This is a genomic window from Sphingobium sp. 15-1 (assembly GCF_013375535.1).
GTDB classification, from domain to species: Bacteria; Pseudomonadota; Alphaproteobacteria; order Sphingomonadales; family Sphingomonadaceae; genus Sphingobium; species Sphingobium aromaticivastans.
In genome coordinates this window covers 1054287-1074560 of the sequence record NZ_JABXJG010000002.1, presented here as the reverse complement: position 1 = coordinate 1074560, position 20274 = coordinate 1054287, and the positions used below count along the sequence as shown (strand labels likewise).

Annotated in this window: 16 protein-coding genes; 6 read left to right on the top strand and 10 right to left on the bottom strand. The window is 63.5% G+C overall.

All coding sequences use genetic code 11. The features are described from left to right. Positions 1-68: 68 nt before the first annotated feature. From HUK72_RS20980 to HUK72_RS20960, 5 genes are all read right to left on the bottom strand, one after another. Entirely contained in the window at positions 69-620 is a 552-nt protein-coding gene (locus HUK72_RS20980) for a TetR/AcrR family transcriptional regulator (RefSeq protein WP_255325951.1), read from the bottom strand. Between the two features lie 307 nt (positions 621-927). Then, positions 928-1479 carry a hypothetical protein gene (locus tag HUK72_RS20975; protein ID WP_176598530.1) on the bottom strand — a complete coding sequence of 184 codons (552 nt, stop codon included), beginning with the start codon at positions 1477-1479 and terminating at the stop codon, positions 928-930. Between the two features lie 143 nt (positions 1480-1622). Then, the gene (gene glcF / locus HUK72_RS20970; RefSeq protein ID WP_176598529.1) at positions 1623-2930 is read right to left on the bottom strand and encodes a glycolate oxidase subunit GlcF; all 1308 of its coding nucleotides are present in this window, start codon (positions 2928-2930) and stop codon (positions 1623-1625) included. Position 2931: 1 nt separating this feature from the next. Then, positions 2932-4080: an FAD-binding protein gene (locus HUK72_RS20965; RefSeq protein WP_218036195.1), complete on the bottom strand. Its 1149-nt coding sequence runs from the start codon at positions 4078-4080 to the stop codon at positions 2932-2934. A 7-nt stretch (positions 4081-4087) separates the two neighbouring features. Further along, the gene (locus tag HUK72_RS20960) at positions 4088-5569 is read right to left on the bottom strand and encodes an FAD-linked oxidase C-terminal domain-containing protein (protein WP_176598528.1); all 1482 of its coding nucleotides are present in this window, start codon (positions 5567-5569) and stop codon (positions 4088-4090) included. A 281-nt stretch (positions 5570-5850) separates the two neighbouring features. On the opposite strand from HUK72_RS20960, the gene epsC reads away from it, so the two are divergent. The 3 genes from epsC (at position 5851) to HUK72_RS20945 (ending at position 8414) form a co-directional block, all read left to right on the top strand. Then, a complete protein-coding gene (epsC, locus tag HUK72_RS20955; RefSeq protein ID WP_176598527.1) occupies positions 5851-6774 on the top strand; it encodes a serine O-acetyltransferase EpsC in 924 nt (307 codons plus the stop codon). A gap of 111 nt (positions 6775-6885) precedes the next feature. Beyond that, complete coding sequence (locus HUK72_RS20950) at positions 6886-8091, top strand: molybdopterin-dependent oxidoreductase (protein WP_176598526.1); 1206 nt, start codon at positions 6886-6888, stop codon at positions 8089-8091. Then, the gene (locus HUK72_RS20945; RefSeq protein WP_176598525.1) at positions 8088-8414 is read left to right on the top strand and encodes a cytochrome C; all 327 of its coding nucleotides are present in this window, start codon (positions 8088-8090) and stop codon (positions 8412-8414) included. Before HUK72_RS20950 ends, HUK72_RS20945 begins: the two co-directional genes overlap by 4 nt. A gap of 94 nt (positions 8415-8508) precedes the next feature. On the opposite strand, the gene HUK72_RS20940 is transcribed toward HUK72_RS20945, so the two are convergent. From HUK72_RS20940 to HUK72_RS20915, 5 genes are all read right to left on the bottom strand, one after another. After that, complete coding sequence (locus HUK72_RS20940; protein WP_176598524.1) at positions 8509-9507, bottom strand: ParB/RepB/Spo0J family partition protein; 999 nt, start codon at positions 9505-9507, stop codon at positions 8509-8511. A gap of 126 nt (positions 9508-9633) precedes the next feature. Then, positions 9634-10851, bottom strand: a complete 1218-nt coding sequence (locus HUK72_RS20935; RefSeq protein ID WP_176598523.1) for an autotransporter domain-containing protein — start codon at positions 10849-10851, stop codon at positions 9634-9636. Positions 10852-11043: 192 nt separating this feature from the next. After that, positions 11044-12072 carry a hypothetical protein gene (locus HUK72_RS27045; protein ID WP_369806029.1) on the bottom strand — a complete coding sequence of 343 codons (1029 nt, stop codon included), beginning with the start codon at positions 12070-12072 and terminating at the stop codon, positions 11044-11046. 866 nt (positions 12073-12938) lie between these two features. Further along, positions 12939-13499 carry a 2OG-Fe(II) oxygenase gene (locus tag HUK72_RS20920; protein WP_176598905.1) on the bottom strand — a complete coding sequence of 187 codons (561 nt, stop codon included), beginning with the start codon at positions 13497-13499 and terminating at the stop codon, positions 12939-12941. 48 nt (positions 13500-13547) lie between these two features. After that, the gene (locus tag HUK72_RS20915) at positions 13548-15224 is read right to left on the bottom strand and encodes a ShlB/FhaC/HecB family hemolysin secretion/activation protein (protein WP_176598520.1); all 1677 of its coding nucleotides are present in this window, start codon (positions 15222-15224) and stop codon (positions 13548-13550) included. A 464-nt stretch (positions 15225-15688) separates the two neighbouring features. On the opposite strand from HUK72_RS20915, the gene HUK72_RS20910 reads away from it, so the two are divergent. The 3 genes from HUK72_RS20910 to HUK72_RS20900 all read left to right on the top strand — a co-directional run bounded on the left by HUK72_RS20910 (position 15689) and on the right by HUK72_RS20900 (position 20158). Beyond that, entirely contained in the window at positions 15689-15964 is a 276-nt protein-coding gene (locus tag HUK72_RS20910) for an HU family DNA-binding protein (RefSeq protein WP_013849042.1), read from the top strand. Between the two features lie 752 nt (positions 15965-16716). Next, positions 16717-17550, top strand: a complete 834-nt coding sequence (locus tag HUK72_RS20905; RefSeq protein ID WP_176598519.1) for a MucR family transcriptional regulator — start codon at positions 16717-16719, stop codon at positions 17548-17550. A 1408-nt stretch (positions 17551-18958) separates the two neighbouring features. Then, positions 18959-20158 carry an IS256 family transposase gene (locus HUK72_RS20900; RefSeq protein ID WP_176598518.1) on the top strand — a complete coding sequence of 400 codons (1200 nt, stop codon included), beginning with the start codon at positions 18959-18961 and terminating at the stop codon, positions 20156-20158. Positions 20159-20274: the final 116 nt, after the last annotated feature.

Sequence of the window (20274 nt, the reverse complement as noted above, 5' to 3'; positions counted from 1 at the left end):
TACGCTGCCTCCGATCTTCACAGGTCCAATCTCCCAATATGCCGAGGCCGGCTGGCCAAGAGGGATCGTTATTGTCTCCCAAGCCCGCCTTGGACGAATTTCATGTAGACCCGCACGGTCTCCTCCAGCGCCGACCGGTCGCCACCGCCATTTTTGAGGTGCCCCAGATAAAGATATTCCCGCATCGCCATGAGCATATAGGCCACCGCCTCAAGCTCACCGGCGTCGAAATTCCTTATCTCGCCTGCGGCCAAAGCGCGCTGCAGCGTGTGGACATAGGGCCCGGTCACCAGCGCGAAATGCCTTGCATGCGCTTCCGGCGCGGCGCCCGCCGCTTCGGTCAGGATGCGAAAAAAGGCGGGGTTTATTTCCATATATTCGAAGAACGCCCGAAAGCCGCGCTCCTCCTTTTCGAAAATATCCGTCGCGCCCGCGACGCGCTTTCGGATGAACTCCAGCATTTGTTGCCCGCAATGGGGCAAGAGTTCGTCGAACAGGGCCTGACGCGATTCGAAATAGAGATAGAATGTTCCCTGCGCGATGCCCGCTACCTTCGTCACCCGCGCAATAGTGGCATCCGCATATCCATATTGGCCGACGACGCGCATCGCGGCGCGCAGAATGGCTTCGCGCGCTTCGGGGGCCAGCTCTTCCCTGGTCAGCCGGCGGCGCTGGCGCGCAGCCCCCCCGCGGCCTTCATCATGGGCGATCGATGGCGCGGCTTCTCCCTGTTCGATCGATCCTCTCCTGTGAACGAATGTCTGAAATTATCTTTTTAACCCGAAGGCCCTTTGCCTCCCGAACCGACTCCCCGGCATCAGCAAGCATCGACATGCTAGGCCTTGCATGTCGATGAGTCAACAGTCAGTGAATATTCAGTCGGTGAATGGATAGTCATCACCCCTTACAAGAAGCCCCCCGCCGACCTCAGTGCCGCGACAGCGCCCCCCGCGCTTCGTGCGTGATCGTGTACACCGCCTCCCGCTGAGCGCCCCGGTTTGGATGGTCGAACCGGTATCCCTGATAATGCCTGCGCAAAAATCCCGCCTTCACCAGATCGGAGACGGCGCGGCTGACGCTTGTCCGACCCGACCGGATGATCCGCGCCTGGATATGTTCGTCGCACTCCCGCGCAAGATCGGAGGGGTCGAGCGAGGCATCGGCCCGCGCCGCGACCTCCGATTTCACCGCCTCGACCATCGCCAACCGACGACAATCGCGCCGGGCGAGGGGCGCGAGCGCGGCGCACAGCCAATCCCGCACGGGCACCCTCCCCTCCTCGGTCTGGACATAGGGACCAAGACTGCCGTTCGCGCCCGCTTCCTGAGCGATCAGCTTGAGCACGAGGAGCGCATAGCGCGGTCTTCGGGTAACGGCGGAAATCCGTTCGACGAGGTCCGGGAGCCTGGGCGAACCGGAGCTCTTGCGTTCCTTCCGCGCTGGCAAGCTGGTTTCGAAAAGGTCGGGCTGCTGGAACATAGCAGGAATCTAGCATGAAGCGAGTCGCTGTGAATCCCCCTTTCGCCAGCCCGCCGCACAAAAAACCCATGTGTCACTTTACCCAGGAAAATCGGGTAAAGTGACACATGAGTCAGTCTATGGGACCGGCAAGGCCGCTATGGCTATTCCGCAACCTTTTCGAACATCGCGAGGGCCGCTGGCGCCGGACCGCCCGTGGCCCAGTCAAGCAGCTCGACCGTGTGGACGATCGGAATGGCGGTCCGCTGGCCGATCTGCATGGCGCAGCCGATATTGCCCGTCGCGATCGCGTCGGGCGCCAGACGTTCGATATTGGCGACCTTGCGCGCACCGAGTTGACCGGCGATTTCGGGTTGCAGGATATTGTACGTCCCAGCCGACCCGCAGCACAGATGCGGTTCCGCCGGCGTACGGACCAGGAAGCCCGCATTGGCCAGCAGGCGCTTGGGCGCATCCGTCACCTTTTGCCCATGCTGGAGCGAGCAGGCGGCATGATAGGCTATCGTCAGACCCCTGCCGTCGCCGGGCGGCAGATCGGCGTCGGCCAGAAATTCGCTGACATCCTTGGCAAGGGCGGAGACCCTCGCGGCTTTCTCCGCATAGGCCGCATCCTCGCGCAGCATGAAGCCGTAATCCTTGATCGTCGTGCCGCAGCCGGACGCCGTTATGATGATCGCGGCCAGCCCCTTGCCCTCAATCTCCCGCGTCCAGGCGTCGACATTGCGCCGGGCGGCGGCCAATGCGGCGTCCTCGCGACCCATATGATGCACCAGCGCGCCGCAGCAGACTTCGTCCGGCGCGAAGATCACGTCATAACCGGTCCGGTTGATCAGGCGAATGGCGGCGGCGCGAAATTCGGGCCGCAGGACCGGTTCGGCGCATCCAGCGAGCAAGGCGACCCGCCCCCGCGCCTGCGCGATCATGGAATCGTCGGCGCTGGCGGTTGGCGCGACGGCGGCGGGCGCCAGGTCGAGCATCGCCGCCATCGGCTGCAAGGCGCTCGTCCCCCGCAGTAAGGGCGCGGCAGGCCTGGCCAGCCGCGCAAGCCGCAAGGCCAGACGGAAGCGCCGGGGGTGGGGCAGCACCCAGGCCAGCAGAGCGCGGAATAACCGGTCCTTCAGCGGCCTGCGATAGCGCTCCGCAATATAGGCGCGGGCATGATCCACAAGATGCATGTAGTTCACACCGGATGGGCAAGTCGTCATGCAGGAGAGGCAGGACAGGCAGCGGTCGATATGCTTGACGACTTCGGCGCTGGGCTCCCGCTCATTCTCCAGCATGTCCTTCATCAAGTAGATGCGCCCGCGTGGACTGTCCAGCTCATCGCCAAGCAGCACATAGGTCGGACAGGTGGCGGTGCAGAAGCCGCAATGCACGCATTTGCGGATAACGGCCTCCGACGCGGCCATGGCGGGGTCGCGTAGGGCCTCTGGCTTGAAGCGTGTCTGCATCTCAGAACCGTCCCGTCTCGAAAATGCCCAGCGGATCGAAGGCGCGGCGAACCCGCTGTTCGAGGGCGCCAAGGCCGGGCGCTGGCGGATGGAAGGCGGGCACGGCGCGGCGTGCTTGCGGAGAGGCGCGCAGCAAGGTCGCGTGGCCGCCTGCGCCTTCGGCATGGGCGCGGACGAGAGCGGGATCGCCATCGAACGCCACCCAGGCCAATCCTCCGGCCCAGTCGAGCATCCAGTCTGCGCCCTGCGCCGCGAGCCCCGCCGTCAGCTTCGCGCCCGCGCTTGGCGGTATGTTTATACGCCACAGCGCCCGATCAGCCCCCAGCGGCGCAAGGTTTCGCATGTCGGACCAGAAGCTGTCGGCCGCTTCGGCGGAAAGGCAATCAACCGCGCCATGGCTGGCGAGGAGGTGCGACAGGAGCCGGACCCGCGCCGCCACCGACGGTTCGAAGCCCTCCAGCCGCAAGGCGGTCAACGACGGAGCATTGCCGGTGCCGGGGCGGTGCGCGGCCGCCGCGACCTCGGCCTGGCTTCCCATGGCCGCCGCCATGGCGCTGATGGCTCGCTCGCCCTCCAGACCGGCGATGGCGAGGGTTGCGCTTGTTTCGGGACGCGGCAGGACCTTGAGCGTCAGCTCGGTCATGGCGAAAAGGCGGCCCCAGCTTCCCGCCGCCAGTTTCGGCAGATCGAAGCCGGTGACATTCTTCACGACCTTCCCGCCGGCGACGAACAGCTCGGCCCGTCCGGACACGGCGCGCAGGCCCAGCAAATGGTCGCGCGCGCCTCCAGCCGACAACCGCCGCGAACCGGCCGCTCCGGCCGCGATCACGCCGCCGATCGTGGCGGCTCCAACGGGCGCGCCATAGATGGGGCCATGGTCGAACGGATCGAACGCCAGCATCTGACGCTCCGACGCGACGAGCGCCTGTATGTCCTTCAGGAGCGTCCCCGGTCTGACGGTCAGGACGAGCTCGGCCGGATCATAGGCGACCACGCCGGACAGCGCAGCAAGGGAGAGGCCGTCGCTCTCCACCGGGGCGCCGAACGCCGCCTTGCTGCCCGCGCCGGCAATCGCCAGTTTTCGGTCCTGCGCCACGGCGTCGGCAACGCACGCCATCACATCGGCCTCGCAATTGGGCGTCATCATCATGCAGTCTCTAGAAACGTGGCAGATCGGGATGGGGCACGGCCCCATGATGAACATGCATCCGTCCAAGTTCCGCGCATCGATGGAGCTGCGGATAGACTTTGCCCGGATTCAACAAGGATTTGGGGTCGAACGCGCATTTCAGGCGCTGCTGCTGGTTCAGATCCGTTTCACTGAACATCTCCGGCATCAGATCGCGCTTTTCCACGCCGACGCCATGCTCGCCCGTCAGCACGCCCCCCATTTCGACGCAAAGGCGCAAGATGTCGTTGCCGAATTGCTCGGCTTTCTCCAATTCACCGGGGATGTTCGCATCATAGAGAATGAGCGGATGCAGATTGCCGTCCCCGGCGTGAAAGACATTGGCGACGCCCAGGCCATAGCGTTCCGACAGCGCGCGCATCCGGTCGAGAACCTGGGGCAGACAGCGCCGGGGAATCGTGCCGTCCATGCAATAATAGTCGGGAGCAAGCCGGCCGACCGCCGGGAACGCCGCCTTGCGGCCCGCCCAGAATGCCGCCCGCTCCTCGTCGCTTTCGGAGCAGCGCGCCGAAACCGCGCCATTGGCATGCGCGATGCGCTCCACTTCCACGATCAGGTGATCGCACTCCGCCGCCGGGCCGTCCAGCTCCACGATCAGCAGCGCCTCGACGTCCAGGGGATAGCCTGCCCCGACAAAGGCTTCGGCGGCGTGAATGGCCGGGCGATCCATCATCTCCATGCCCGCGGGAATGATGCCGGCCGCGATCACGTCCGCCACGCATTGGCCTGCGCCCTCCACCGACGGGAAGCCGATCAGCAGGGCGCGGGCGGTCTCGGGACGCGGCAGGATGCGGACCACGACCTCCGTCACCACGCCCAGCAGGCCTTCCGATCCGACGATCACGCCCAGAAGGTCAAGGCCCGCCGGATCGAGATGACGGCCGCCGATGCGCACCACTTCGCCGTCCATCAGCACCATTTCGCAGCCGATGACGTTGTTCGTCGTGAGACCGTATTTCAGGCAATGGACGCCGCCCGAATTCTCCGCGACATTGCCGCCGATCGAGCAGGCGATCTGGCTCGACGGATCGGGTGCATAATAGAAGCCGCGCCCTTCCACCGCTTGGGTCACGCCCAGATTGGTGACGCCGGGCTGAACCACGGCCACGCGATCGGCATAATCGATGTCGAGCACCCGGTTGAATTTTCCCATGCCAAGCAGCACGGCGTCGGCAAGCGGCAGCGCGCCACCGGACAGCGACGTTCCCGACCCGCGCGGCACCACCTTGACCTCATTGGCGTGACACCATGCGAGAATGGCGGAGACCTGGGCGGTGGTTTCGGGCAGGACGACGACCAGCGGCGGCTGGCGATAGGCGGTGAGTCCATCCGACTCATAGGGTCGCAGGGCGTCGGCGTCATCGATCACCCCTTCGCCCGGCACGATCGACCGAAGCGCGGCAACGATCTCGGCCTTGCGCGACAGGGTGGCGGAGTCTGGTTCGGGCATGCGCACCTGCGTTCTCCTTTCCCTTTCGATCATAGATGCTTGCCGATCAGGTCACTAGAGTAAAAAATCTCAATTCATATTTTCTTACAGAGTAATAATTATCGCGATTCTGATGCGGCTGGGTTCGCCAACTCGGGCGGCGGAAATCTGCGCCCATGGCCGAAAGCGCCGCATCCGATGATCGGCTGAAACCATAGCTTTGCCCGGGGATGGATAAACCCTCTCCTTTTTACTATCTTAATGGTAGATATAGTCCGCCGTGGTTTTAATCCGGAAGCAAAATGAGCATCACATTCGAACAGGGCCTGGCTGACCAAGGCGTTGAATTCCCCCGGCAGATCGACCTCGTTGTCGAAGGGCTGCATCAGGCGCGACTGGACTGGCGCGCCGGGCATGCGCGCCACGCCGAACAGGGCATCTATTTTCCCTCGCGTCAGGCGCTTCAACGCATCTCCCGCGAGCTGGCGATCGCCCTTTTCCCGCTGCGCTTTGGCCCGCCGGAACTCACCGCCCAGAATGAGAATAATTATGTGGCGGCGGCGCTGGAATCCACGCTGTCGCAGCTCGCCGCGCAAATTCGGCTGGAACGCGGCTATCATGAACCGGACAGCGATCAGCAGGCCATCGCAATCGGCGTCGATCGGGCGATCGGCATATTCGCCGCCCGGCTGCCGGCCATCCGCCGCCTGCTCGACACTGATGTGGAGGCCGGCTACGCCGCCGATCCCGCAGCGCGCAGCGTGGATGAGGTGCTGCTCGCCTATCCGTCGCTAACTGCCGTGATCCATCATCGCATCGCCCATCTTCTCTACAAATTGGGCGCGCCGCTGGTGGCACGGGTCATCGCGGAGATCGCGCATGAACGTACGGGGATAGACATCCATCCAGGCGCGACCATTGGCCGCAGCTTCTTCATCGATCATGGAACGGGCGTCGTGATCGGGGAAACGACGATTATCGGGGACCGAGTGCGGCTCTACCAGGGCGTCACGCTGGGCGGCGATCCGGATGTCGAAGGGCGCCACGATATTTTGCGGCATCCCATCATCGGGGACGATGTCGTCATCCACGCCAATGCCAGCGTCATCGGGCGGGTGACGATCGGCGCCGGCTCCCGCATCGGCGGCAATGTCTGGCTCCGGCAGGATGTTGCGCCGGGAAGCATTGTCGAAGCGCCCGCGCCGACGATCCGCCAAATTCGATAGGCTCCAAGGAGATGAGGCCAGCCTGCGCACCGTGCCACCGGCAACATCGACTTCCAATCGTCGACAGGAACAAGGGTCCGCAACGCGACAGCCATCATGGGAGGACAAAGCATGGAAGGCATTGATCGGCGCAACCTCCTCACGGCCATGGCGGGCGCCTTATTGCCGACGCCCCTTTGGGCGCGGCCGGGCGAAGGGCGCATCGCCCTGCCCTTCGCCAACGGGGAACGGACGCTGGCCCGCTATCCGCAGAAGCGTCCGCTCATCCGTCTCACCACCCGGCCGCCGCAGCTTGAGACGCCCATGGCGCTCTTCAACCAAGGATCGATCACGCCCAATGACGCCTTTTTCGTCCGCTATCATCTTTCGGACCTGCCACTCGACATCGATGCCCGGCAGTTCCGGCTGGCGATCGGGGGGCATGTCGACAGGCCGCTCTCCCTTTCGCTGAGAGAATTGAAGCGCGACTTCCCGGTCCAGGAAATCGTCGCAGTCAACCAATGTTCCGGCAATGGACGCGGCTTTTTCGAGCCGCGCGTCGGCGGTGGTCAGCTTGGCAATGGCGCAATGGGCAATGCCCGCTGGCGCGGCGTTCCGCTCCAGACTCTGCTCGACCGCGCAGGCGTGCGGACGAGCGCCCGGCAGGTCACCTTCAACGGCCTCGACAATCCGCAGGCCGACGGCATTCCCGATTTCATCAAGGCGCTGGATGTGGACCATGCCCGCGACGGCGAGGTGATGGTCGCCTGGTCCATGAACGACGCAGACCTGCCCTTTCTCAACGGCTATCCGCTACGGTTGGTCGTTCCGGGGCATTATGGCACCTATTGGGTCAAGCATCTCAATGAGATCACCGTCGTCGATGCCGACTATGACGGCTATTGGATGAAGACCGCCTATCGCATTCCCGACAATGACTGTGCCTGCGTGGCACCGGGCGGAAAACCCGACAAGACCCGCCCGATCGGTCGCCTCAACATCCGCTCCTTCATCACCAGCCACGCGCCTGGAGCGCAGCTTAGCGCGGGGAGATCGACGCTCCTGTCCGGCATCGCTTTCGACGGCGGGACAGGGATTTCGAGCGTCGCCATATCGACCGATGGCGGCCGGAATTGGCAACAGGCGACGCTGGGCGAAGATCTGGGCCGCTACAGCTTCCGGTCATGGCAATTGCGGCAAAGCCTTCCGCCCGGCCGCCACCGCATTCTGGTCCGCGCCACCAGCCGGTCGGGAGAAGTCCAGCCGCTGGAACCCCGCTGGCAACCCTCCGGCTATATGCGCAACGTCATCGAAGCCGTGGAGATCGTCGCCCTATGAAAGCGCTGCTCCCCATCGCCCTGCTCGCCGCCACCAGCGCAACGGCCGCCGGCTATCGCCTGCCCCCGGAGCGGCCCATCACCCTCCTGCCCGGTCCCGATGCGGAATTGGCGACGGCGATTTGTTCCGCCTGCCATTCGCTAGACTATGTAACCAGTCAGCCACGCGGCAAGGGCGCACAGTTCTGGAGCGACAGCGTGACCAAGATGGTCAAGGTCTACGGCGCACCAATCGAACCCGCTGATGCGACACGCATCGCCGCTTATCTGGCTGCCACCTACGGTCAGAAGGACGCCGATCCCTCTCCCCGTTCCAATCCTTGAAGATGTGACCTCATCGATTTTGCGTACACGCAAAAGCATGTCTATCCTGGTCGGATGATGGCAGTCGACGCCTTGGCCCTGTCCCCCGTGCGGTTTAGATCGCCATAGGAGCAGAGCGTACCGCGACAATGGTTTCGCGCAGCCGCGCCAGCAGTTCGTCCAGATCGGCGTCATCCGCGATGCTGAGGTCCACCGTCAGGCCGCCGCTGCGGCTGGGTTTAGCGCGGCCTATGCGCGCGCCGCCCGCGATGATCGCGATGTCGCGCGCTTCCTCTGGCGCTTGGGGCATGGCGGCTTCCCGCAACCGCGCCAGCACGGTAGCGGGCGGGATCATGCGATCGCCGTCGCGGGCAAGCGACTGCTGCCGCTCTCCGATCCGTTGCGCCTCGGCTATCACCCGTCCGCGCTGATCGTGGCGGCGCAGCAGCGGGGTCAGCAATTCCGAATAGCGCACCCGCAGTTCGTCCTTGGTGGCGAAGGCATTGACCACTTCATCGGGCAATTGCGCCAGGGCGAGCAGGCGGCTCAACTGGCTGTTCGACAGATTCAGCGCCTCGGCCATGCGCGACTGCACCCCGCCATAGAAGCGGTCGACCGCATGCTGATAACTGCGCGCCCGGTCCATCTCGCTGATGTCCGCCCGTTCGCGATTTTCAATATCGGCCAGGCGGAAAGCTTCCTCGTCGGACAAGTCGACGACCAGCGCCGCCAGCCGCAATTCCGGCCGCCCATTATGGTTGAGCCAATCCACCGCAAAGCGTCGGCGGCTGCCGACCAGAAGTTGATAGGGCCGGTCCGAACCTGGCGAATTCAGGCGCACCAGAACGGGAATGCGGTTGCCGCCCTCGCTGGCGATGGAATCGATCAGCGAGCGGCAACTATCGGCGGTCAATCCCGGCTGGTCCCGCGGATTGCCGTCCCAGACCGAACATTCGTCCGGCTGGATCGAAATCGTCCCGCGTGGCCCCGCCCCCTTCTCCGCAAAATGAGCCAGTCGTTCGTCGAGGCGGCTCAGTTGCTCCTGATCGGCGGGGGCTTTGGCGGCGGGTTCGTGGGACAGGGTCGCCAATATATCGCGGATGAAGCGGGCCATGGATCACTCCCATTTTGCGTAGCATGGAGGCGCAATAGCCGGATAAGCCCGGTTGTGGCGGAAAACCCGGTTCGTTTTGGAGCAATCCATTTCTTTCCTGCCGCTCGCGAGAAGGGATTTTCTTTCCTAAAAGCGGCGGCCTACCGTCAGCGTCGCCGCGTGAATGTGGCGGTCGGAACTGAACTCGCCTGCATAGCCAAGGCGAACGGTCGTGCGGCTATTCCAGGTTGCGCTGACCCCGGCATTCACCAATCCCGCATCGCGCGCCAACCGCGTGGGACGCAGCGTGAAGATCGGCAGATCGCGAGTGGCGAAACGCGCTTCGATCCGACTGTCGGCATGGCTGCGCAGTTCGCGCTGCCATTGCGCCTCGACCGAGGGGCGCAATATCCAGCCGCCCTTCGCCACATTGACGGAGGCCCGCGCGCCTAAAGCGCCGCGCAGCGATTTGGTGCGGAAGGCGGCGACCTGCAGCGCCGCGGCGGCGCCATTTTCCGTAAAGCCGCTCACATCGGCATAACGGTAATGCAGACCGGCAAAGGGTTGTATCCGCACCGCACCTGCGCGAACCATGGCGCCCGCTTCGCCCGAAGCCGCCCAGCCGTCGCCGTCGACCGGCGCCACCATCCTGTCGGTAAAGCCGGGCCAGCCGATCTGGCGCCGCAGCTTATATTCGGACAGCGTATAGGATGCCGTCGCATCGGCGTAGAAGCGGCCGTTGCTGTAGCTGAAATAGGGACCGATCATGCTGTTGAATTGGCTGATCCGCGGACGCTGCGCCGGGTCGAGCCGGGCATCGATGCCATCAATGCCTAATGTCGCCCCGACGATCAGACCACGGACCGGCTTCACATCGATGGCGAAGCGCAGCGACCGGCTGTCGGACTCCGCCTCCGGCCGGTCGGTACGGCCCTTATATGTCGCTTGCTTGACGCCGCCCGTCAGCATCATCGTGATGGTGCGATCGCCGCTCGTCGGAACGCTGGCAGGAGCGTCAAGGGCAATGCTCCGCCTTTCGGCAAGCCAGGAGCGGATTTCCCGGTCCGCGGCGTCCATCGACTGGATCGACAGGCGAGGCAGCAGGGAATAGCTGCGCGGCGAAAGCTGACCCAACGCGTCGGCACGCGCCGCCGCTGTCGGCAGAGCGTCGATCGACGCAAGCATGGCTCCACGATCGCCTGCGGACGCGCTGGGCGTTGCATCCAGCATCGCGCCAACGGCCGCCTCGCCCGGCGTCACGGCATAGGGCGAATAGGGACCAGCAAGGGCGGGCTGCGCGCCAAGCAACAGAAGTGCCGTAGCGCCTTGAACCAGACGCCGGATCGAAAAAGGACGGTTGAACAAGACGGATTTCCCCTTTTGGCGGAATTTTTTGCGTGTACGCAAGATGCCCCTATGCTGGCGCTCAAAGGTTTGAGGAGGCAGTGCGCCCACTGCCTCCTCGCCCCCGCCCTTCCCCCGGGGGCTAATGGGGGAGAGCATCGTCGGGGTGCGACCCGCCATGCATGAGGACCATGCCGGGCCGCGCTCCCAGCGTCAGTTGGCGCCTCCCAGCAGGCCACCCAGCAAGCCCGTCACAGGCGCGGTCGTCTGACCCGATCCGGTTGCCGGAGCGAGGGCGCCGTTCAAAAGCCCCGTGACGGGGGCAAGGGCATCGCCGCCCCCTCCCCCCGCGCCGAGCAGGCCGCCAACGACACCGGTAACCGGCGCAAGCGGCGACCCGCTTTGTCCGCCGGGCAACGCGGGGGCCAGGCTGTTGGCTGTGTCGAGCAACGGCGCGGCGACGCTATCGACCGTATTGGTGACGGTCGCGACCACCGGAGCGAGGGCGCCGGTCACCTGATCGACGGCCGTTTCGGCCTGCGGACCCAATATGCCGCCCGCAAGATTGCCAAGCGGCTGCAATCCAGCCTCCACCCCGGCCGCCGTTGTCGGCACGGCCAGGTCGACCAGATTGCCTTGCGAAAGGACGCCCACGGTCGCCAGTTGCCCGGCCAACGCACCGCTTTCGGAGGGCAGCAGATTGACGCCGACCAGCGTATCCGTGTTGGAGGCCCCGGTCAGCGCATTGCCGCCGACATTCGCCCCGACGAGCGGCCCGGCCAACGCGGCCGAAGGATCGCCGCCAACGCCGCCCAGCACGCCGGTCAGGCTGCCCACCGCATTTTCGACCAGTCCCGTTACAGGAGCCAACACTCCATTTTCGCTGACGAGCGGATCGGTGACCGGAGACAATGCCCCATTGACCGTGCCGAGCAGGGGTGCGGTGATCTGGCCGACGGTCGAGCTAACGGCCGCCACTGTGGGTGACAGGCCGTCTGTAAGCTGCGTCACGGCCGCCCCTGTGGGAGCGCCGAGTATCGTCCCGGCGAGCGTTCCCACGGGCGCCAAGCCCTGCTGCACACTTTGCGCCGTGGTCGGCAAAGCGACCTGCGCGACAGTGCCGTCGCCCGTCAATAGATCGACCGTCGCCACGCTGCCCGCCGCGGGGGTTTCCCCCGGCAGCACATTGACGCCGATCAGCGAGTTTGGCCCGGTGGGACCGACCACCGGCAGATTGCCCACCGATGCCCCAATGATCGATCCGCTAGCCGTGGGGCCTGTCGGACTGCTGGGGCCAGTTGGGCCCGAGGGACCAGTCGGACCGCCCGGTCCGGTAGGACCAGCAGGTCCAGTAGGTCCGCCAGGACCAGCGGGGCCTGCGGGACCCGCCGGACTGGTAGGGCCAGCCGGACCGCCAGGGCCAGAGGGACCGGAAGGACCGGTTGGACCGCTCGGGCCGGTGGGACCACCAGGGCCTGCCGGGCCGGAGGGGCTCGTGGGACCGGTCGGACCACTGGGTCCCGACGGGCCGGACGGTGATTGACCACCACCCCCTGCCCCAATGTCGAACCCGACTCCGTCGGCACAAGCGCTGAGCAAAAGAAGAGGTATCGCAGTGGCGCACAATAAATAGCGCCTTCCCGATTGGACCGATCCTTGACGTGACATCGCAAACTCCCTGTTTCCCTGCGAGCAGATCGCAACAGGGACAAGTTAAGCCGGACAGCCCTTATCACCTCGTCAAGAAAAAACCGGTCTGGTTATAATAGAGAAGATGCTCCGAATTGCTTTCATTGGGACGCGCAAGACGATAAGCACGGCGTGCGCAAAACCCGTCAGCATATAAGCAATCCCCTACTCAGGCGCCATTTCTGCAGCCCATGAAGGCCCAGTTCCTCGCAAAATGCCATGTACAGCCAGCAAGTCCGGCCCAGCAGATTTTCTTCCACAATGGTTCATTTTCATCCCGTTCTTTGATGAGAGCGGATTGGGCAGTCCAAACAAGCGGTTGAAACGCGCGCCAATATTTCCGGCGGCGCAATCGACCACCACCGGAACCGTTTTCCAGAAATGTCAGGAAGCGGGCGATCAGGCCGTCGGCGGCCAGCTCATCGCCATCTCGGCCCTTCGATCCAGCTTACCAGGCTGCGCCGCGCGCCCTTGGTCACTGGCAGGACGCGGTGTTGGAGGAAGGAAGGAAAGATCAGCATGCTACCCCGAGGCGCGAAACTCGCGCCCGGCTGCTGGAGCCCGAAAAATTCGAAGGCGCCGCCCTCATAATCCCCGGGATCGGACAGTTGCACCACGACCGACAGCTTGCGATCAAACGGGCGGGACGATTCCAGCCAGACATCGTGATGCCAGTCATATTTGCCCTGCGCCCGGCCATGATATTCGGTATATTGCAGGTCATAGGGGCCAATGATGTCGATCCCGAAATTGGTCCGGTTCGACGAGTGGACGAACTGCATCAGCCGGTCGACAATATCCTTGTCGCGATGAACGTCCAGCCAGCTTATGGTGGATGATCGGTAAGCATGATCGCTGCGCGCGCCCTGCGCGAAGCCGACGGTCGCGCTTTCCGGCGTGTAGAGCGCCGCCCGCTTGACGATCGCATCGCATTCTGCACCGGTAAGGGCCGACGGCCACACCTCCCACACATTATTCATCATCTTATATCCTGCGCATCTGTTTTGCGTGTTCGCAAAAAGGACGGATCAAAACGCCCGACCCACTCCAAAGAAAAAGCGCGCCTTGCGGCTATAGGCTGGATCGGGCCGCTTCACCGGCACGGCGACTTCGGCGCTGACACGCCATTTCGGACCCAGACCAAGCCGCACCCCTCCCCCCACCGACGCAAGACTGTAATCCTGCGCGGCAAGCCCATAAAAAGGCCGTGCGGTCGTGCGCGCCAGCGCGCCGTCGGCTGCGACGAACAAGGCGCTCGCCTTCAGCAAAGGCGATTTCGCCGGCAGAGACCATGCAAGCTCCGCGCTGCCCGCGACCGCCTGCTCCGCCGTCAGCGTGCCTGTGCGGAAAGCCATGCCCGCGCCCCGGCCGCCAAGCGGGAAGCGTTCCGTCACCGGCAAATCATCCTTCGAATATTGTCCCTTGATCGAAGTCCTGAGGCTGAGTTTCCGGCTGATCCCCTTCACCGCCACGGCCTGAACATTGATCTTGGCGAAGCCGGTTTCGGAAAAGCCGGCAAAGGGCCTGGCTCCCAGCGCATTCAAACCCTGGCTGACCACTGCCGACAGGGCGTAACCGTCCGTCGCATCGGCATGCGACCAGGACGCCCCCAGGCGCAGCGCTCTCGACCTATAATCGCCAAAGCGGATGTCCAGGAAATAATTGTCGCTGTTTATTCCATCGACCGCCGCCGTGACCGACAAATTGGTCCTGGTGGATCGCACAACCGGATAGCTGAGCGTCAGACCGGCCAGTGTCGCCTCCCCCTTCGTCCTGCTGTCGCGGGACCGGGTCTGCACATGGGCGGCCTGCGCGCTCAGGGTCAAGCCATTGCTGCCAAGCGGCGTGCTGTGGCTGAGCGAATAATATTGATAGCGGTCGGGATAGAAGGGCAGGTAGCCGGATAACCGGCTGCTGTCCCCTTCACGGACCAGGCCGTTGACCGTGACCGACATCTGCGCCTGCACGCCCTGCACGACATTGCTGACGCCGCTATTATCGATCGTCAGCCCGATCTGCACCTGCCTGCGCTTGACGATCAGGTCGATCAGAAGGTCGCCCGGCGCGCCCGACTGCCGCAGCCGGGCATCGACCGTCTGCCCCGGAATGTCGCGCAGCAACGACAGCGTCCTTTCCAACATGCTCTTGCGCAGCGGCGCGTCGCGCATCAACCGACGCATATGCGCGGCGATCAGATCCGTCGGCATGCTGGGCGAGATGCCCGCCAGCCGATAGTCCCTTACACGTCCTTCGACCAGCCGGACGGTCAGAACGCCGCCCGTCGGCACCTGCGGCGGGATGGCGACGGAATAAAAGGCAATGTCGCTCTTCGCGTAAACGGCGGCGATCGCATTGGCGATCGCCTGCAACGTCTCGCCAGTCAGAGGCCGGCCAATATAAGCGGCCGTGGCGGCATCCAGCCGCGCCGCGGGCAGCATGGTCCCGGCATAATGAAGCCGCGCCAGCAATATCTGGGCGGCAGATGTCCTTGCGGGCGCGATCTCGATCGACGGCGCCGGACGGGGCGCGGCGGCAGTGGGATGCGCGATCTGCGGCTCCAGCCTATCCGTCCGGTCGCGCTCGATGATCGGGGCCGTCTCTGTTTGGCCCGGCCCCTGCTGGGCTGCGGCGGGCACCGCCAGCATCAGGCCCAGCCCTATCGCGATCCCCCGCACGGCGCGCCGGTGCAGCGCCTTCCTCGTCATGATCCGCTGCCACATCGTCCCATATTGCCCTGCGCGCCAAAGCGGCCGCCCCAAGAGAAGGATGAGAGAAAATGACGCGGTCTTCACCTGCAACCGGGACCGGATCGGTTATATTCGCAAGCTTTCGTAAAAGGCGAAACCGGGCATTTGGCGGTTGCCAGGCAAGCCGGCATCAGCGGCCCCGCGCGACAATTGCGACCATTTTGGCGAGACCGGATCGACACCCTCCAGTCTGCGCCTTGAAGGGGGGAAACGCCCCTGACCTCAACCGGAACGAAGCGGGCGATGGAGTCGCGATTGAAGGGGCAAAGCGCCCCAACGACGCCCGGCGACCGCCGATTCAGGGTCAAAAAGCCGGAATGACGCGATTTTAACGCTGATTTTCGCTGATTGCTGGTCGCAAAGGGGCTAGTTGAGGGCGAAGAGACAGGTTAAGACCATCCGTCCACGAAAGGGAGATCATCATGAACAATACTGAACTCGCCGAAGCACTGGCCGCCGATCATGGCCTGACCAAGGCCGACGCGCGCAAATATGTCGACGGCGTTTTCGCCGCGATCGCTGGTGCCGCCGCGAAGGGCGACGAAGTTTCGCTGAACGGATTTGGCAAGTTCAAGGTCAAGGATCAGCCCGCTCGCGAAGGCCGCAATCCTTCGACCGGCGCCGTGATCCAGATCGCCGCTTCCAAGAAGCTGACCTTCACCCCGGCGAAGGCCGTGAAGGATCAGTTGAACGGCTAAAGCGATATTCGGCGGTCGCCACCGGCCGCCGATGAAGAGTTCGCCGTCGAAAGATCGGAAGGATCGGCCCAGATGACCGGGCAGGATCCCATTCTTGATCGAAGGGCGCGCCCCTGCTGCTTCGGCGGGGCGCGCCTCCTCATAGCAGATGAATGGCTGCCCCATCGCAAAACCCCTGATCCCTGTTGGCGCGACCGACTAAGTGAGGCGGCTCGTCTTACGGAGCCCTGCCCTGTTGCGGCAAGGCCCTCCCAGGATTGCGATCACCGATCGGGTCAACCGGATTGCGCCGAACGCAATCACATCGCCGCGCTTCGCATTTGCCATCGCAGGCGCTGGCCGCCATTTGGCGGGTGCCTTTCAGGCATCCTCTCCTAACTCAGTAGGCCGGTCTTTCGACCGGCCTTTTTTTATGCTGAGCGCCTCAACTGGCCTGAACAGACTTCACGACATCGGAATATTGTCTCGCTACATCCCAGCATTGTCATCCCGGAAACGAATATCAACGGCGGCCGGCATATTTCCGCGCAAACGGCCGCGTCGGACGGCCGAAATCCTCGGATATTGGCCGAAAAACAGGCGGCCACCGGACGCGGAATTCGACCGCTGACCTGTGCCATCCCGAAACAAAGAGATTGTTTGTTCCTTTACGAAAGCAGTGAATAACAACGCCCCAATTGTTTCGGATTTACATTTCACGCAAAACCGCGCAAAAGGCCGTTTCTATTACTCAAAGATGGGAAGCGGGGCCAATGTCTGAAAACAACCAGCCTGACATCACAACGCTCACTGTTCAGCTGGTGAGCGCCTTTGTCTCCAACAATAATGTCGCGAGCGAAGGTCTTGCCGACCTCATTCGAACCACCCGCCTAGCCTTGACTGATGATCTGGCGGCAAAGGCGGACGAAGCGGCGACGCCGACTTACACGCCGGCCGTTTCCGTGCGCAAAAGCCTGTCCTCGCCGGAACATATTCTGAGCATGATTGACGGCAAGCCGTACAAGACGCTGAAGCGCCACCTCGCCAGCCACGGCCTGTCGCCCAATGATTATCGCGAGCGCTACGGCCTACCGAAATCCTATCCGCTGGTCGCGCCCAACTATTCGGAAGCGCGGCGTGCAGTCGCCACCAAGCTGGGTCTTGGCCGCAAGCCGGTGAGCGCTAAGAAGGCGCCCGAACCGGCCGCCGCTCCGGCAAGCGCCGCGCCCGCGGCTCCGAAGCCCGCCGTGACGAAGCCGGCACCGGCCGCCAAGCCCGCTGCGGCAAAGGCGCCCGCCAAGGCTCCCGTCGCAAAGGCGGCAGACACCAAAGCCCCGGCAGCAAAGCCGGCCGAGACGAAGGCGTCCGCCGCGAAGCCCGCTGAGGCGAAGGCGCCTGCCGCCAAAGCCGCTCCCGCCAAGGCTCCGGCAGCAAAGCCTGCGGCCTCGCGCAAGCGCTTGTCCATCGCTACGCCGGCTGCTCCCAAGAAGGATGCGGCTCCGGCGGGGGATAAGCCCGCTGCCGCTGCCAAGGCACCCGCCAAAGCCGCTAAGAAAAAACCGGCTGCCAAGCCTGCCGCCAAAGCGCCCACGCCCCAGACGGCCTGAGCGCCGCGGCTCCAAGCCGCCTTTTTCACGCGCCAATCAAGATCGCGCCCCGACGGACTAGTGCCGGTCGGGGCGCTTTCTTGTCGGGGACATGATGATCAGTAAAAGCGCAACTTGTGCGAGCCACCGCTGCGCAGCCAAGTCATGCAAAATAAGAGGAGTGCAATGGGCTTATGGCTATAGAGCCATCATGTCCGGTCTTCAGTTCTCCAGCCCCAATCGGCGCCGCGTGGAATTAAACTCGGAAGAAGCGTGAACTCATATCGATGATGGTGAAGCGCCCGTCAATACGAGACTCTGGAGCCTGAAATGCGAGGAAATGAGGTCGTGCCAATGTCACCGCCTTCCGCCTATAGATCAGCGCTCGGCCTAGCTGCCCAAGCTGATAGGCGGGGACGACCCATGAATAGCCGACGATGTGAAGCAACTTTGGCCCATCCATCATCGCACCCATTCCCCGCGCCTTGCCGATCAAGGATAAGGACAACCAAGTCTGGCTGGATCATTCATTTCATCCAGCGCCCTCCTCCTCCGTCATGACGATAAAAGGCTATCGCTCATAACTTTGCTACGACCCGGCTATATTGCTATCCTGCCCTCCCCCTCTGGTCGATGAGTTCAAACATCACTTTCGCTCCTGACCTCCGTCAGTCGCGGTAGCGAGTGGAGCTGGTGCGGGACACAGATCGGCCAGGGAGGACAAAGCACCTGAAGCGCAGCTTTCCAATGCATAATTCAGGTTCGCAAGATGGACCATGCCACGCTTGGATTTGAGTGATGCAGTGGTCAGTTGCTTCGGTGCTTTCCAGGCATCGACAATCGAGCATGGACAGAAGTCCCGATTGCGCGCTCTCACTTCGGGTCGAGTAGCATGGTCGAGACATTTAAGCGTTGCCGTCCTACTCCTCTGCAATGGGGCTGGAAACCACAGCCCTTAATCGCACCGTCCGGAAAGTTCGTCGCGCTCCTTTCCTCTGCTTAACTTTGATGCGCACGCACGGCGACATAGAACCCGCTGGCTCCACCACGCGATGCGGTCCCGCTGCCAATATGCAGACCACTCATCATCGGGCGAAATGCCCAAAAATTAGGCAGCGCCAGGAGCTCGCTGAGAGGGAAAAGGAACGGTTGCCATAGCAGAATACCAAAATCCCCTATCGGTGCCTGGCGGGCCTTCGGAGCCCAAATATGCGGCATCGCTCTTTTTTCTCCCGGTGCTCAGGCGAAACACGCTCTCCCTCGCTCGCCCACCGGGTCGTGTCCCAGGTGATAGTGTAGCTCGAGGGTAGCGAAGCTGACCGGACGCGCGCTCATCGATCAAGCGCAGTAGCGGCCGGTCAGTTTCGCGGGTGGCCATCGGAGGTCTCGGATAGATTTGGGTTGCGAGACTCAAGCCATGGAGATCCCGATGACCAAGGAGATGATGGACGTTCAGGCGCTGCTGGGAAAGAGTGCCGACAGCGATTTTCCGCGTGAGATGATCGGCTTTGCCGCGCAGCGCCTGATGGAACTGGAGGTCGGTGGGCTGACCGGCGCCGCTTATGGCGAGAAGAGCGCGGAGCGGCAGGCGCAGCGCAATGGCTACCGCGATCGGGATTGGGAGACGCGCGCAGGTACGGTCGAATTGCGCATCCCCAAGCTGCGCACCGGCAGCTATTTTCCCGGTTTCCTGGAGCCTCGCCGGCTGGCGGAGAAGGCGCTGACCGCGGTGATCCAGGAGGCGTATATTCAGGGCATCTCGACCCGATCGGTGGATGATCTGGTCAAGGCGATGGGGATGAGCGGCATCTCCAAGAGCCAAGTGAGCCGGCTGTGCCAGGAGATCGACCAGCGGGTGAAGGCGTTCCTCGATCGGCCCATTGAAGGCGACTGGCCCTATCTCTGGGTCGATGCCACTTACCTCAAGGTGCGGCAGGCGGGGCGGATCGTCTCCGTGGCGGTTACCATCGCGGTCGGCGTGAACAGCGATGGCCGCCGCGAGGTGCTGGGCATGGCGATCGGCGCGTCGGAGGCCGAAACCTTCTGGACCGACTTCCTGCGCAATCTGGCGAGGCGAGGTCTGCGTGGTGTGAAACTCGTAATCTCCGATGCCCATGAAGGCATCAAGGCGGCCGTGTCCCGGGTCTTCAACGCCACCTGGCAGCGCTGCCGGGTGCATTTTGCCCGCAATGCCATTGCCCATGCCGGGCGGAGCCGAAACCGGGTCGTCTCCGCGCTTATCGCCACCGCCTATGCCCAAGAAACCGCCGAGGCTGCCAAACTCCAATGGCGCAAGGTCGCTGATCAACTCCGGCCGGCGGTGCCCAAGCTGGCCAAGCTTATGGACGACGCCGAACAGGACGTGCTGGCCTACATGTCATTCCCGCCCCAGCACCGTACCAAGCTGCATTCAACCAATCCGCTCGAACGCCTCAACGGCGAAATCAAGCGGCGCACCGAGGTGGTCGGCATCTTCCCCAACGAGGAGGCTATCACCCGCCTCGTAGGCGCTATCCTGCTGGAACAGAACGATGAATGGGCGGTCCAGCGTTCCCGTTACATGACACTGGAAAGCGTCGCCCAAATCAGCGATGATCCGCTCGTCACGCTGCCACCCATGGCAGCATGATCAACCCGGCTCTAGCCGGAGATCGCCATGGCTACGCCGGCGAAGCTACACCACTTAGCGTAATCGCCACGCCCCATATCTCAACAACTGATGCAGAATGGGACTTCCGCTTCGAC